Origin of the sequence: Rothia sp. LK2588, assembly GCF_040946465.1 — a bacterium.
In the GTDB taxonomy this organism is placed as follows: Bacteria; Actinomycetota; Actinomycetes; order Actinomycetales; family Micrococcaceae; genus Rothia.
Genome location: NZ_JAYWLS010000001.1, coordinates 224667 through 238174, shown reverse-complemented (window position 1 = coordinate 238174; position 13508 = coordinate 224667). Strand labels below are relative to the sequence as shown.

The following is a 13508-nucleotide window of genomic DNA, read 5'->3' as shown; positions in this document are numbered from 1 at the left end:
GCCAGCGGCTGAATTGCTCGTTGTAGAGTAAGAGACGTCCACGCGCTGACTGCGCGTCTGCAAGCTCGACCTTTGGAGTGCCCGGCCCCATGAAATTCCTGCAGCGTCACCGTTCCGATGATCCCGCCGCAGAATCCACCGAGGGTTTCGCCTCGCGCCTAAGCAAAGTGCGCGACCTCGTGACGAGCCGCCCCAAAGATTCGGTGACCTTCGTGCGACAGTTCCCCGGGGCTCAGCCGCGCCCGCGCTTTGATCCACCGGCGATGGAGAATCCCACCCCGGACGAAACCGAGGCAGTCGCGTCCACGGGGTGGTCGCCCGAGATGCAGGACGCCGTCCACGGTCACAACTCGACCCACCGGGCCCGCAACCACGGCCCCGAAGAATACGCCATGGCGAAGCCGGTGTTCAGTGGCTTTATGCTCGCCGTCGGCGTGGGGTTGGCACTGCTCTGTCTCTGGGTGTTGACGAACGTCGGTGCCCTGGCCGGATGGATCGTCGGATCGCTGTTGATCGCTCTCGGCCTGGACCCGTTGGTCAAGCGGCTCGAGAAATGGGGTATGCCGCGGCCTGCCGGAGTGCTGACCGTCGTCCTGACCAGTGCTCTGCTCGTCGTGGGCCTGTTGTGGATGGTCATCCCGAAAATCGCCAACCAGACCGTACAGCTGGTGAACGGCTTTCCCGACATGTTCAATTCATTCTTGAATTCGGGTTTCTTTCTGGCGCTCGACAACCAATTCCACATTCGCTCGATGGTCGATCACGAGGTCCAAGACGGTTTCGCGAAGATCACCGGTGATTCCAACATCGTCAGCGGGTTCCTCAATAACCTGGTCAACGCGGGTTCCACGATTGCCAACATCATTACCGGCACCATCGTGGTACTCATCTTGAGCATGTATTTTCTCTCGTCGTTGCCGATGATGAAAGCCTGGTTCGTCCGTCTCACGCCGGCCACCAAGCGTGCGCGGGTGGCTTCAGTGACCGAGAAGATCACCGAGACTGTCGGTAACTATGTGATGGGTCAGGCCATCGTGGCCTTCTTGAACGCCACTGTCGCCTTCATCGTCATGATGATCGTCGGCGCGCCCTTCCCCCAGTTGCTCACCCTCTTCGTGCTGATCCTAGCCTTTATCCCCCTCGTCGGTGGCGTTACCGCAGGAATCCTCGTCTCACTGTTGTGCCTCATGACCAGCTGGCAGGCGGCGCTCATCTACGCGATCTGCTATTTCATTTACTTGCAGATCGAGGCCTACTTCGTCTCCCCGCGCATCATGTCGAAGGCCGTCGCGGTACCCGGCGGCATCGCCATCATCGCCGTGGCTGCAGGTGGCGCGCTCTGGGGCGTCCTCGGTGCGCTGATCGCGATCCCCGTAGCGGCGTCCTTGCTCATTCTGGTTCGCGAAGTTCTCGTACCTCGACAAGACCGTCACTAATACATGCGGCGCGTCCGCCAGCATTTCTCATGCCAGTGGCGCCGTTCCTCCACCGCGCGATCTCGACCGAACATGTGGTCTTCGCGCCACACCACCAGATGGGCGATGCCGGGGTTAATGGAGCGATGACATTCTGGGCATTTATACGTCTTACGGGCGTTGACGGCCGGCATGAATTGCACAAACCAGTCCCCGTCCTTAGCGTGTTCGACCGTGGGTGCGGGGTCGAGAATGCGTGAGATATCTCGGCCACCGGGTGCGAGCTGACCGCGTTGCCACTTGCTTCCCGATGAGGCTAGGTTTCTGCGCTGTTGTGCGGAACGTGATTTGCGGGGCATAGTCGCCATTGTTTCACACTGCGCGACCGCTGTTAGAGTGTATCTGTGCGTCTTGTCATAGCTGAATGTTCTGTTGATTATGAAGGCCGTCTCAATGCTCACCTACCGCGCGCTACGCGCCTGGTCATGGTGAAGAACGACGGATCCGTGCTCGTTCACTCGGACGGTGGTTCCTACAAACCGCTGAACTGGATGAGCCCTCCCGCAACCATGCATATCTCCACCCGGGATGAGCTGGATGCCTCCGAGAGTTTTGATCTCTCCGACGATCCCGATCTGGAGCAACTCTGGCGTGTGCAGGCGGCGAAGTCCGACGACCTCTTGAAGATTCGTATCTATGCGATTCATGGGGAGCTCTCCCACGATTTGGGTGTGGACCCCGGGTTGGTCAAAGACGGCGTTGAGGCCGACCTGCAGCGACTGTTGGCCGAGCAAATCGAAACCCTCGGCAGCGGATATAAGCTGGTGCGACGGGAATACCCCACCGCCATTGGGCCGGTCGATATCCTTGCCCGCGACGCCACCGGAACGTCGATCGCGGTCGAGCTCAAACGCGTGGGTGATATCGACGGTGTAGAGCAGCTGACCCGGTATCTCGAACTACTCAATCGCGACCCCCTGCTGGCCCCGGTGAAGGGCGTCTTCGCCGCGCAACGTATCAAGCCTCAGGCCAAGGTCTTGGCCGAGGATCGCGGTATTCGGTGCGTCAGTCTCGACTATGACGCCCTGCGCGGCATGGACGACGTCGAGGCTCGGCTCTTCTAGCTTCCGCCCTCCCCCCCCCCTGTGAACCATCCCCGTCCGGGAAACTACCGGTTCGGCACAGGGGCTGACTCAGGCGGTCAGAATAAATCAGACGATACGCAAGAGCGGCTCTTCCCGTGAAGGGAAGAGCCGCTCTTTGACATGCACGAGCCTTTTTGTTCAGCCAGCCCGTAGCATGTGTCTAGCCCTAGTCGACCTGGGCGTGCTTTGCAGCGATGGTCACGCGATCGTTAGAGACCGTAAGAAAACCTTCTTGCAGGTTAGTCAGGATCTTCTCGCCCTGAACGGGCTCGATCAACAACTCACCGTTTTCGGCCAGCAGAGCCATGGTGGGAATGTGACCGGGCATGATGCCGATGTCACCGGAGAGGGTACGTGCGCGCACGTACTTGGCCTCGCCCTTCCACACCTTGTGCTCGCGGGAAACAACTTCAACAATGAGTGCCATGATTACTTGGCTCCAGACTGTGCCTTGATTTCCTCGTGGCGACGCATGACGTCGTCCATGCCACCGATGTTGTAGAAGGCCTGTTCGGGGATGTGGTCCACATCGCCGCGGCAGATCATCTGGAACGACTCGATGGTGTCCTTCAGCGGCACGGTCGAACCCTCGACACCGGTGAACTGCTTTGCAGTGTAGGTGTTCTGGGAGAGGAACTGCTCGATACGGCGTGCACGGGACACGACGATCTTCTGTTCTTCCGAAAGCTCGTCGACACCGAGGATCGCGATGATGTCCTGCAGTTCCTTGTTTTCCTGCAGAATCGCCTTCACCTGGATAGCGGTGTCGTAGTGCTCCTGGCCCAGGTACTGCGGGTCCAGAATACGCGAGGACGAGGACAGGGGGTCGATCGCGGGGTACAGACCACGCGACGCGATCTCACGGGAGAGCTCCGTGGTTGCGTCCAAGTGCGCGAAGGTGGTCGCCGGAGCCGGGTCGGTGTAGTCATCCGCAGGAACGTAAATCGCCTGCATCGACGTAATCGAGTGACCGCGGGTCGAGGTAATGCGCTCCTGCAGCAGACCCATCTCATCGGCGAGGTTGGGCTGGTAACCCACTGCCGAAGGCATACGACCGAGCAGGGTCGAAACCTCGGAACCTGCCTGGGTGAAGCGGAAGATGTTGTCGATGAACAGAAGCACGTCCTGGTTCTTCACATCGCGGAAGTACTCCGCCATGGTCAGACCGGTCAGAGCCACACGCAGACGGGTTCCCGGGGGCTCGTCCATCTGGCCGAACACGAGTGCGGTGTCTTTGAGAACTCCCGCCTCTTCCATCTCAACCCAGAGGTCATTACCCTCACGGGTACGCTCACCCACGCCGGTGAACACGGAGGTACCACCGAAGTTACGTGCCACACGGGTAATCATTTCCTGGATGAGCACGGTCTTGCCCACGCCAGCGCCACCGAACAGGCCAATCTTACCGCCCTTGATGTAAGGGGTCAGCAGGTCGATGGACTTGATGCCGGTCTCCAGCATTTCGGTCGAACCCTCAAGGTCGGCGAAGCTGGGAGCCTTGCGGTGGATCGACCAGAAGTCGTCCGCCTGGATCTGGTCCTGGTCAACGTCGAGCGAGTCACCCAGCACGTTGAAGATGTGGCCCTTGACACCGTCACCCACGGGGACGGTGATGGGCGCGCCGGTGTCCACGACGGACTGGCCACGCACGAGGCCATCGGTGCCCTTAAGCGAGATCGCGCGAACGATCGAGTCGCCCAGGTGCTGAGCGGTTTCGAAGGTGATGGTGGTCTTTTCGCCGCCGACGGTGAGGTCGGTGGTCAGGGCGTTGTAGATATCCGGAACCTGGCCGGCCGGGAACTCTACGTCGACCACAGGGCCGGTCACACGCACGATGCGACCGGTAGCTCCCTGAGTCGGCGTGGTTGCCGATTCATTCAGTGTGGAGGTCATTGTTCTCACTTACCTGTTAGTGAAGTTTCGGTTTCTTGCTTCGAATATTTAGGACGACGCGAGAGCATCGGCGCCACCGACGATCTCAGAAATCTCGTTGGTGATTTCCGCCTGGCGAGCGTTGTTCATCAAACGGGTGTACTTCTTGACGAGCTCATCGGCGTTGTCACCTGCAGACTTCATCGCACGCTGACGCGACGCCAACTCGGAAGCCGCTGCTTCCAACAGGCATGCATACAGTCGCGATGCGATGTAACGCGGCAAGAGTTCGTCCAGCACCTCAGCGGGGCTGGGTTCAAACTCGAACTGTGCGTTCTGCTGGAAATGAGCATCTTCAAGTTCCGAACCGGGAATGATCTCTTCGCCCATGTGGCGAGCATCGTTGACGGCGATCGGCAACAGACGCAGGATCTTGACTTCCTGAGTCACCATTGAGATGAACTCCGTGTAGACGATGTGCAGATCGTCTACACCGCCATCTTCGTAGGGTCGGTTGAAGGCGTCCAGCAGAGCCTCGCGCATTTCCACTGCCATCTCGACGTTGGGGTTATCGGTGTTACCCTCCCACGACTTGACGTAGTCACGCTCGCGGAAATCGAAGTACGACTTTGCCTTTCGACCCATCAGGTACATCTGTACCTCGCGACCTTCGCCCTTAAGCTTCTCGATCAAACTCTCGGTCTTCCGCAGAACGGAGGACGAGTACGAGCCTGCCAGGCCTCGATCGCTAGTCATCACGACAATCGCTGAACGACGGTGCGGTGCATTCTTCTTAGCGATGAGGGGGTGGTCGATGCTGTGCTGAGTCGCAATAGCGGTGACGGCTCGAGTCAGAGCATCTGCGTAGGGGCTAGCGAGATCGGCGCTCTTACGCGCCTTGCTGATACGCGAGGTCGCGATCATCTCCATCGCCTTGAAGATCTTCTTCATCGACGACGTCGAAGCAATCTTTTGGCGGTAAACCCGAATCTGGGCTCCCATAGAGCTTCCTTTCAGTCCTTGGGGCGTCGCTCCCCCGCTCTGACGAACAGAGGGAGCGACTTAGCCAAGGTCAATCGCTAACCGATGGTTTCCTGGGTGACTTCGGAGTCCTGTACGGGCTTGTGCTCCTCGTGTCCAGCCTCAACCAGGTGGCTGGATCCCTCGGAACGGAAGTCACGCTTGACAGCTTCGACACCGTGCTTGAGGCCCGCAACGGTCTCGTCATCGAGCTTGCCGGATGCGGCGATGCTATCGAGCACGTTGCCGGAGCGGCGCAGGTAGTCGATGTACTCCTTCTCGAAGCGAAGCACGTCGGACACCTCGATGTCGTCCAGGTGACCGTTGGTGCCGGCCCAGATCGATGCCACCTGCTCCTCGACTGCGTACGGGGTGTACTGCGGCTGACGGAGGAGCTCCATCAAGCGTGCACCACGGGTCAGCTGCTGCTTGGACGCGTCGTCCAGGTCAGAAGCGAACATCGCGAAGGCTTCCATCGCGCGGTACTGTGCAAGATCCAGCTTGAGGGTACCGGAGACCTTCTTCATCGCCTTGGTCTGTGCTGCGCCACCCACACGGGAGACGGAGATACCGACGTCCACTGCGGGGCGCTGGTTAGCGTTGAAGAGGTCCGACTGCAGGAAGATCTGGCCGTCGGTAATCGAAATAACGTTCGTGGGAATGAACGCGGAGACGTCGTTTGCCTTGGTCTCGATGATCGGGAAACCGGTCATCGAACCGGCACCCAGCTCGTCGGAGAGCTTAGCGCAACGCTCCAACAGGCGAGAGTGCAGGTAGAAGACGTCACCGGGGTATGCTTCACGTCCCGGCGGGCGACGCAGCAACAGCGACACCGAACGGTATGCCTCTGCCTGCTTGGACAGGTCGTCGAAGATGATCAGGACGTGCTTGCCACCGTACATCCAGTGCTGGCCGATAGCCGAACCGGTGTAGGGTGCCAGGTACTTGAATCCTGCCGAATCAGATGCCGGGGCGGCAACGATGGTGGTGTATTCCAACGCACCGCGGGTCTCCAGGGTGTGGCGCACTGCAGCGATGGTGGAGGCCTTCTGACCCACTGCAACGTAGATGCAACGAACCTGCTTGTTCGGATCACCGGATTCCCAGTTAGCCTTCTGGTTCAGGATGGTGTCCACAGCAATTGCGGTCTTACCGGTCTGACGGTCACCAATGATGAGCTGGCGCTGACCGCGACCGATCGGAATCATCGCGTCGATCGACTTCAGACCGGTCTGGAGCGGCTCGTGCACCGACTTACGCATGGTAACGCCGGGTGCCTGCAGCTCCAGCTCACGACGACCCTCGGTAGCGATCTCGCCCAGGTCATCGATAGGACGACCCAGTGGGTCAACCACACGACCCAGGTAACCGTCGCCGACGGGAACCGACAGAACCTCACCGGTGCGGTGAACTTCCTGGCCCTCTTCGATGCCGGTGAAGTCACCGAGCACGATGGCGCCGATTTCGCGGGTGTCTAGGTTCTGCGCCAAACCAAGGGTGCCGTCTTCAAAACGAAGCAACTCGTTGGCCATAACAGAGGGAAGACCCTCAACGCGGGCGATACCGTCAGAGGCTGACGATACTCGACCCACCTCTTTACGTTCTACGTTGCCGGGTTCGTATGACGCCGCAAATTCGTTCAGCGCATTACGGACTTCATCGGCATTGATGGTCAAATCGGCCATCTGTGTCCCTGCTCTCCTTATAGGTGATCGGTCACGGTCAGTGCACCGATCGAAACTTGGGTTATACGGTTTTCGTTCCCGTCCACAATCTGTTGTGTACGGGAACGGGTCCGTACACGTGTATCTGCTAAATCACCGGATCGGGTGAGCCAAAAGCGTTAGACGACGGAGCGCGATAGGTCATGCAACCGGGTCTGAACGGTGCCGTCCATGACCTCGTCGCCAACCTGCACTCGAAGACCACCGATCAATTCAGGATCGATCGTGATATCGAGTTTGAGCTCCTTGCCATAAGCCTTCGATAGACCGGCACGCAACTTCTCAATCTGAGCCTCAGACAGCGGCTTTGCTGCGCTGACGCGAGCGATTGAGCGTTGTTGACGCTTGACGATCTGGTCGGCGAACTTTTCTGCCAATCGTGCGGGGGTGAACCCTCGGGGTGCAACAGCTACCCGTTCGATGAGCAATTGGCTCTGCGTGTTGTCTGGGTGACCAGCAAGAGTGAGTGCGAGCTTCTCCTTCGCACCGCGTTGTGCGCGGTCGTCGGTGAGGGCACGCTGAACATCGGCGGAGGCGTCTACACCATTGATGAAGGTCAACAGATCGTTGATGACCTCTTCAAGGCCTTGAGCTCCCCCGGCGGACTCTGCACCGGCAACCGCTGCAATCACGGCCGAAGTTTCTAGTGCATCCGCGAGGTCGCGTTCGTCAGACCAGCGTTGCTGGGCTGCGGCAGAAACCACGTTGATTGCAGATTCAGAAACTTTTCCAGAGAAGATCGCCTTGACGATCGATGCTCGTGCCTGGGCGGTACGAGCCGTGTCAGTGAGACCTCGACGCAGACCGCCGTCCTGATCCAGGACGTCGACGATAGCGAACAGCTCACGAGCAAGATGGTCGGGGCTCACGGCGAGGTTACCGCCGAGAACCTCTTCCACCTTTTTCAGTGATTCAGTAGATACTCCTGCCATTACCGAGTTACACCTGCATTTCGTTGCTCGGTTTCAAGGTCAGCAAGAAAACGATCTACCACACGGGCCGATCGCTCATCATCATTGAGGGATTCGCCCACGATCTTGCCTGCCAACGCCGTAGCCAAGGTGCCGACTTCCGAACGGAGCGAAACCAGGGCCGAAGCGCGTTCAGCTTCGATCGTCTTCTGAGCGTTTGCGGTAATGCGTTCTGCCTCAACGGTGGCGCGCTCTTTGAATTCGGCGAGAATGGACTCACCCTCCGAGCGTGCCTCTTCGCGGATGCGCTGAGCTTCCAGGCGTGCGCTTTCGAGCTGCTGGTTGTACTCATCGCGAGCAGCGGCAGCTTCTGCCTGGGCCTTTTCAGCCTTAGCAAGACCGCCCTCAATCGCTTCCTTACGGTCCTGATAGATCTTTTCGAACATCGGGACGACGTATTTGGTAACGATGAAGAGGAGGATCAGGAACCCAATGGCGGTAATGACCATTTCCCATACATTTGGGAAGAGGGGGTTATGAGAACCCGACTCTGCAGCCATCAAGAGTGACATAGGGGAAATTCCTGTTCTATAGATTGGTCGATAAGTGGCTTACGCCTATTACATGATGAAGGCGAGAACCAGACCAAGAATTGCAAGGGCCTCGACCACGGCGAAGCCCATGAACAGCATGGGCTGCAGGGTGCGCTGGGATTCGGGCTGACGTGCGACGGAGGTCATGTAGGCTGCGAAGATCAGACCCACGCCGATGCCGCCACCGATAGCTGCCAGGCCGTAACCAATAACGCTCAGCGAACCTGTGATTTCCATGTGCTATTTCCTTTCAACAGTGCTCAATGTATTAGGTCGGGATTGAGCAGAGTTTTTTTCATATGGATGTACTACCCACCGAGGTGGGTCGTTCTTATTCAGCGACCTGGGGGCAGGCCGTGAAAATCTTTAGTGGCCTTCGGAGACCGAACCTTGAATGTAGACAGCCAGCAACAGCGCGAAGATATACGCCTGGATGCACTGAATCATCAGCTCAAGGAAGTAGAGGAAGATGCCGAGGGCGCCGGAAGCCAAAGATGCTGCAGCTCCGACTCCGCCAACTTCGAGAATCAAGAAAGAGGTCAAGGATGCCGCCACCATCATTGCCATGTGGCCACCGAACATGGTGGCGAACAAACGCAGTGCGTGGGTCACCGGGCGAATCAGAAGGTTCGAGAGAAATTCAATGGGAACCAAAATGATGTACAGCAACGGGGGCACACCCGAGGGCATGGTCAGGTCTTTGAAGAAACCGCCCAGACCCTTGCGCTTAATACCGACGCCAACCCAGGTCAACCAGGCGATAGCAGCCAGGACGTAGGCCGAACCTGCGTGCGACATGGTGGGAAGCTGCAAGACGGGAATGGAACCGTAGAGGTTGTTCACCAGGATGAAGAAGAAGGAGGCGAACAACAACGGCACAAACGGCTTGAAGTGGTGCGCACCGATGAGCTGCTTTCCGAGAGAGTTACGAACGAATCCATACCCCATCTCGGCGACGAACTGGCCTTTGCCGGGCACCATTGCGCGGCGTCGTCCAGCCCACATGAAGAAGCCAGCGACCACTGCCACCGACAACAACACCAAAAGCATTTGCTTGCCGAATCCAAAAGATCCGAGGGCAAAGAAATCGGGAAGATGCATGTCCTGAACTGTGGGAGGAACGAACCCTCCATCTGCAGTCACTAGACCATGTGCGATCAAGGCAAGTCCTTTCTTGCTCTTTGGTGCAGTTGCATACGCAACTGAAGATTTTTCAAGTTTAAGTTGTAGGTGGCCGCACGGCTTTGATTATTTTCCGTTTTTCATGTGGAAATACACCAGGTAAAACCCGCCAAAAGCACCTACCGCTACACCGATCCAGACTATCCAGTGTGTGCCCAAAAGGCGATCTAAACCATATCCTACCAAACTCCAGATAGCCATTCCGATAACGACATAAAGTATGGTCATAACGGCTCCGGCGAGGCCTCCCCCGGAGACCAACTCACCGGTAGTTCGAAGTTCCTTTGAACCGTTCCACCATTTATCGCGCTGTGAAGGTGCCATGAATTTACTCGCTCATTCCCGGGTAGGTTCTACACCTGATCGTGGGTATCAAAATACAGAATACGCATAGACATCACCGACTTCATCATGGACGCCAGGCTAGCTATGACACCGAGAATCGCACCGGCCAGAACGAAGCCGGGGGAAAGCCACTGGGGTAGATCGAAGAAAGCTAATACCGCGGCTCCCACCATCGCCTTGACCACGTACACGCTCAGCATAGCCCGAGCGACGCTGCTCAGACTGCGCTTCTCCGCGGCGCGGGCGACGATGATATCGATGAAAAACCAAAGGTACACGAGGAGGGAACCAAAAACGAATCCCGCCGCCGCCGGGAACTGCCCCAGGATCATAGAGAGACCTAAGCCACCGCAAAAGACCACGGCGAAGCCGCGTCTCATCGACCGCAACATGTCATCCCAGGGTGTTGCACGCAAGCTATTTGCGCCCATGACGCCCCTTGAGGGTCACGATAATGCGAGGTAGCAGAAGGTAGATCGTCAACAACGCGATCACGAGGGCACCGGCGATCAACGCGTTCTGGGTTTGATACGGCAAGGCGACGATCGTAATGACGGTGATAGCCACCGAGAATGCGGCAGTCGTCAGGGCCGCTCCCAGATGGCTGAGACCGACGTCCGTCAAGCGCTGGTACACGTGAGTGCGGTGGGGTTTGTACCACTGCTCACCGCGTACCATACGACGGAACAGGGTGAACCCAGTATCGGCGAGGTAGATCAAGACCGGGGAAAGCAGATACTCCACATAGACGCCGGAGAGAAACGCACCGACCGCCATGGAAGCGATGGCTCCACCAAGAAAATACGAACCGGCGTCGCCGAGAAAGACGTTCTTCCCCGGGCGGATATTCCAGGGCAGAAAGGCCAAGTACGCACAGGCTACGCTGACGCCGCCCACGACGAGCCACGGCATCGCGTTGGTCCACCCCGCATAGGCATAGAACGCGCCGATCACGAATCCGTTGATTCCCGAGATCCCATTGACGCCGTCCATAAAGTTCACGACGTTGATGAAGGCCGCAATCGCCAAAATTCCTACAGGGATCCACCAAAAAGTGGTCTGCAGGAAGACGGTCAACGCAACCGTCACGGCCACACCGATGGCGAGCTGCGCCGCGAAGCGCTTCTTGATGCTCACCCCGCGGTAGTCTTCCGCCCATCCGAGCGCACCGGAGGCAACCATTCCGGCCAGCACTGTCAGGGCGATGGATCGATCGGTATGCACCAATCCAGACAGTAACCCTACGGCATAGGCGATCAATGCGGCCATTGCGGTCGCCAGACCCATTCCTCGGTACGTGGGGTGGGTATGCGACGAACGAGCGGTCGGTATGTCGACCAGGTTCCACCGGTGAAGCCAAGGGCGCACGGCCATCGGCAGGGTCAACCCCAGACCGAAGGCGATGAAGCCCGGAATCCATACCATCATGTCGGAAATGTGCGTCATGCCTGCTGCCCCCGGTGTTCAGCTCGCTCGTATCCGCGGTGGGCCAGATAGTTCTGATGCCACGATGCGTAGTCCAGCTCCGCCGGATCCAACGCCGGCGACTGCGCATGGGAAATAAAACGGTTTCGTTCGCTACGGTGCATCACTTCGTCTTTACCGAAGAGAACTTCTTCGAGTTTCTCACCCGGCCGCATTTGCGTGATCTCGATGTCTACGTCGTAGCGTTCGTACAGACGTCGCAGGTTCTCGGCAATGTCGTAGATCCGCACGGGCTTACCCATATCGAGGACGAGGACGTCCCCCGGTTCACCGATCGCCCCTGCCAGCATGACCAGCAAGCAGGCATCGGGGATGAGCATGAAGAAACGTGTCGCCTCACGGTGGGTGACCGTGATGGGACCGCCGTCCTTAATCTGTCGGGTGAAGATGGGCTTGACTGATCCGCGGGAACCAAACACGTTGCCGAAGCGGACCGAGACATAGCGGCGTCCAGTCTTCTGCGCATACCAGCTACAGAGCATCTCGGCGGTGCGCTTGGACTGCCCCAGCGCGGTGGTGGGGTCAGCGGCTTTATCGGTCGAAACGTTCACGAAAGCTTCAACATCAAGTCGAGATGCAGCTTCGAGGACGTTGCGGGTGCCCAGCGTATTCGTCTTCCAGGCTTCCTTAGGGTAAGCCTCAAGTGCGGACACATGCTTCAGCGCCGCCGCGTGGAAGACCACCTGGGGTCGTCTCTCCTCAAAGACCGCAAGCAGGGCATCCATATCTCGAATATCTGCCAACACAATGGAATTATCGTCGAGCGCCGTCGAACCGCTCAGCGAATAACGGCTGTCCATCAACAGGGTTTCGTCGTGGTCCAGCATCATCAACTCAGCCGGTTGATACTTGACGATTTGGCGGCAGAGTTCAGAACCAATCGATCCTCCCGCACCGGTTACTAGCACGCGCTTGCCGGTGATATAGGAGATGATGTCTTGTTCGTTGATGTCGTAATCGATCTTGCCGCGCACGCCCTCCAGAATCGTGCGGTTAGCAGCCTCGGGCTCGTGGGCACCCTCCCCCGAGAAGTCCGAGATCATCCCCGTAATTTTCTGAACCTCAACGTTAAGTTGACGCATCTTGAGGCTGATGTGTTCGTAGAGCTTTTCGTTGGGATCGCTCATCGCGAAGAAAACCTTCGAGACGTTCATGCGCTGCACGATCGCAGGAAGATCAGACCCGGTGCCAATCACGTTGACCGAATGAATGCGGGCATTGCGCAACGAGGGATCGTCATCGACGATGCCTACCGGTCGATACTTACTCTGCGGGTCAGACATGAGGGAGGCGGTCAGCGAGCGCCCCACGAAACCGCCGCCGTAGATAATGACGGGTTCGCTCTCCAGAGAACTGGGTCGGTTCGTAATATCTTCGACCATTCGCTTGCCGTAACGAATAATCATCATCGCCATGATCGCAAACGGGAAGGCAATCATGACCACCGAACGCGGCACCTGGATACTCCAGGCGAACAGCAAGAGCACACCCTGAATGATGATCAAGGCAGCTACGACCACCGGGTAGAGAACTTTAGACTCTTCGAAAGAACCGTAGGAGTAGCGATTGCGATAGAGCCCCAGCATGAAGCCCAGACCCAGCTGAATTCCGATAGCCAGGAGCAAAACAATGAGCAGACCTACCGGATTGATAAGGTCAATATCGCCGTAGCGCAGGAAAAATCCGAGCGGCAACGCGATGACCCAGGCGAGGGAGTCGAGCAGCATCTGCACATAACGCCACCATGGTTTACGCTCACCGGTGGGTGCTTTCACCACAGGAAGGCTCTGCGTGGAGACTTTCTCGGGCATATCAA

15 protein-coding genes are annotated in these 13508 nt (G+C 58.0%); 2 read left to right on the top strand and 13 right to left on the bottom strand.

Going from position 1 to position 13508, the window contains the following annotated elements:
- The first annotated feature begins 89 nt into the window (after positions 1-89).
- Positions 90-1436: an AI-2E family transporter gene (locus VVR12_RS01040; RefSeq protein ID WP_368549265.1), complete on the top strand. Its 1347-nt coding sequence runs from the start codon at positions 90-92 to the stop codon at positions 1434-1436.
- Here VVR12_RS01040 and VVR12_RS01035 read toward each other — a convergent pair.
- Positions 1433-1774 carry an ATP/GTP-binding protein gene (locus VVR12_RS01035; protein ID WP_368549264.1) on the bottom strand — a complete coding sequence of 114 codons (342 nt, stop codon included), beginning with the start codon at positions 1772-1774 and terminating at the stop codon, positions 1433-1435. The genes VVR12_RS01040 and VVR12_RS01035 overlap by 4 nt on opposite strands.
- A 45-nt stretch (positions 1775-1819) precedes the next feature.
- Here VVR12_RS01035 and nucS point away from each other — a divergent pair, with 45 nt between their 5' ends.
- Positions 1820-2539: an endonuclease NucS gene (gene nucS, locus VVR12_RS01030; RefSeq protein WP_368549263.1), complete on the top strand. Its 720-nt coding sequence runs from the start codon at positions 1820-1822 to the stop codon at positions 2537-2539.
- A gap of 187 nt (positions 2540-2726) precedes the next feature.
- On the opposite strand, the gene VVR12_RS01025 is transcribed toward nucS, so the two are convergent.
- The 12 genes from VVR12_RS01025 to VVR12_RS00970 form a co-directional block, all read right to left on the bottom strand.
- Positions 2727-2987, bottom strand: a complete 261-nt coding sequence (locus VVR12_RS01025; RefSeq protein WP_368549262.1) for a F0F1 ATP synthase subunit epsilon — start codon at positions 2985-2987, stop codon at positions 2727-2729.
- A 2-nt stretch (positions 2988-2989) separates the two neighbouring features.
- A complete protein-coding gene (gene atpD / locus VVR12_RS01020) occupies positions 2990-4453 on the bottom strand; it encodes a F0F1 ATP synthase subunit beta (RefSeq protein WP_368549261.1) in 1464 nt (487 codons plus the stop codon).
- A 48-nt stretch (positions 4454-4501) separates the two neighbouring features.
- The gene (locus VVR12_RS01015; protein ID WP_368549260.1) at positions 4502-5434 is read right to left on the bottom strand and encodes a F0F1 ATP synthase subunit gamma; all 933 of its coding nucleotides are present in this window, start codon (positions 5432-5434) and stop codon (positions 4502-4504) included.
- 77 nt (positions 5435-5511) lie between these two features.
- Positions 5512-7137, bottom strand: coding sequence for a F0F1 ATP synthase subunit alpha (gene atpA, locus VVR12_RS01010; RefSeq protein WP_368549259.1), 1626 nt, complete (start codon positions 7135-7137; stop codon positions 5512-5514).
- A gap of 158 nt (positions 7138-7295) precedes the next feature.
- Positions 7296-8108 carry a F0F1 ATP synthase subunit delta gene (locus VVR12_RS01005; RefSeq protein ID WP_368549258.1) on the bottom strand — a complete coding sequence of 271 codons (813 nt, stop codon included), beginning with the start codon at positions 8106-8108 and terminating at the stop codon, positions 7296-7298.
- Positions 8108-8647 carry a F0F1 ATP synthase subunit B gene (locus tag VVR12_RS01000; protein WP_409349876.1) on the bottom strand — a complete coding sequence of 180 codons (540 nt, stop codon included), beginning with the start codon at positions 8645-8647 and terminating at the stop codon, positions 8108-8110. The genes VVR12_RS01005 and VVR12_RS01000 overlap by 1 nt, the downstream gene beginning before the upstream one ends.
- Before the next feature lie 60 nt (positions 8648-8707).
- Positions 8708-8917, bottom strand: a complete 210-nt coding sequence (gene atpE / locus VVR12_RS00995) for an ATP synthase F0 subunit C (RefSeq protein WP_368549256.1) — start codon at positions 8915-8917, stop codon at positions 8708-8710.
- A gap of 129 nt (positions 8918-9046) precedes the next feature.
- Complete coding sequence (gene atpB, locus VVR12_RS00990; RefSeq protein ID WP_368549255.1) at positions 9047-9781, bottom strand: F0F1 ATP synthase subunit A; 735 nt, start codon at positions 9779-9781, stop codon at positions 9047-9049.
- A 147-nt stretch (positions 9782-9928) separates the two neighbouring features.
- The gene (locus VVR12_RS00985; RefSeq protein ID WP_368549254.1) at positions 9929-10186 is read right to left on the bottom strand and encodes a hypothetical protein; all 258 of its coding nucleotides are present in this window, start codon (positions 10184-10186) and stop codon (positions 9929-9931) included.
- A 29-nt stretch (positions 10187-10215) separates the two neighbouring features.
- Positions 10216-10638 (bottom strand): hypothetical protein, encoded by a 423-nt coding sequence (locus VVR12_RS00980; RefSeq protein ID WP_368549253.1) that lies wholly within the window; start codon positions 10636-10638, stop codon positions 10216-10218.
- On the bottom strand, positions 10625-11653 hold the full coding sequence (locus VVR12_RS00975) for a glycosyltransferase family 4 protein (RefSeq protein WP_368549252.1): 1029 nt from the start codon (positions 11651-11653) through the stop codon (positions 10625-10627). Before VVR12_RS00975 ends, VVR12_RS00980 begins: the two co-directional genes overlap by 14 nt.
- Positions 11650-13503, bottom strand: coding sequence for a polysaccharide biosynthesis protein (locus VVR12_RS00970; RefSeq protein ID WP_368549251.1), 1854 nt, complete (start codon positions 13501-13503; stop codon positions 11650-11652). Before VVR12_RS00970 ends, VVR12_RS00975 begins: the two co-directional genes overlap by 4 nt.
- Positions 13504-13508: the final 5 nt, after the last annotated feature.

Excerpts from the sequence above, each read along its gene's own strand:
- VVR12_RS01040 (WP_368549265.1), top strand. The coding sequence starts at position 90 with ATGAAATTCCTGCAGCGTCACCGTTCCGATGATCCCGCCGCAGAATCC.
- VVR12_RS01035 (WP_368549264.1), bottom strand. The coding sequence starts at position 1,774 with ATGCCCCGCAAATCACGTTCCGCACAACAGCGCAGAAACCTAGCCTCA.
- VVR12_RS01025 (WP_368549262.1), bottom strand. The coding sequence starts at position 2,987 with ATGGCACTCATTGTTGAAGTTGTTTCCCGCGAGCACAAGGTGTGGAAG.
- atpD (WP_368549261.1), bottom strand. The coding sequence starts at position 4,453 with ATGACCTCCACACTGAATGAATCGGCAACCACGCCGACTCAGGGAGCT.
- VVR12_RS01015 (WP_368549260.1), bottom strand. The coding sequence starts at position 5,434 with ATGGGAGCCCAGATTCGGGTTTACCGCCAAAAGATTGCTTCGACGTCG.
- atpA (WP_368549259.1), bottom strand. The coding sequence starts at position 7,137 with ATGGCCGATTTGACCATCAATGCCGATGAAGTCCGTAATGCGCTGAAC.
- VVR12_RS01005 (WP_368549258.1), bottom strand. The coding sequence starts at position 8,108 with ATGGCAGGAGTATCTACTGAATCACTGAAAAAGGTGGAAGAGGTTCTC.
- VVR12_RS01000 (WP_409349876.1), bottom strand. The coding sequence starts at position 8,647 with ATGGCTGCAGAGTCGGGTTCTCATAACCCCCTCTTCCCAAATGTATGG.
- atpE (WP_368549256.1), bottom strand. The coding sequence starts at position 8,917 with ATGGAAATCACAGGTTCGCTGAGCGTTATTGGTTACGGCCTGGCAGCT.
- atpB (WP_368549255.1), bottom strand. The coding sequence starts at position 9,781 with ATGCATCTTCCCGATTTCTTTGCCCTCGGATCTTTTGGATTCGGCAAG.
- VVR12_RS00985 (WP_368549254.1), bottom strand. The coding sequence starts at position 10,186 with ATGGCACCTTCACAGCGCGATAAATGGTGGAACGGTTCAAAGGAACTT.
- VVR12_RS00980 (WP_368549253.1), bottom strand. The coding sequence starts at position 10,638 with ATGGGCGCAAATAGCTTGCGTGCAACACCCTGGGATGACATGTTGCGG.
- VVR12_RS00975 (WP_368549252.1), bottom strand. The coding sequence starts at position 11,653 with ATGACGCACATTTCCGACATGATGGTATGGATTCCGGGCTTCATCGCC.
- VVR12_RS00970 (WP_368549251.1), bottom strand. The coding sequence starts at position 13,503 with ATGCCCGAGAAAGTCTCCACGCAGAGCCTTCCTGTGGTGAAAGCACCC.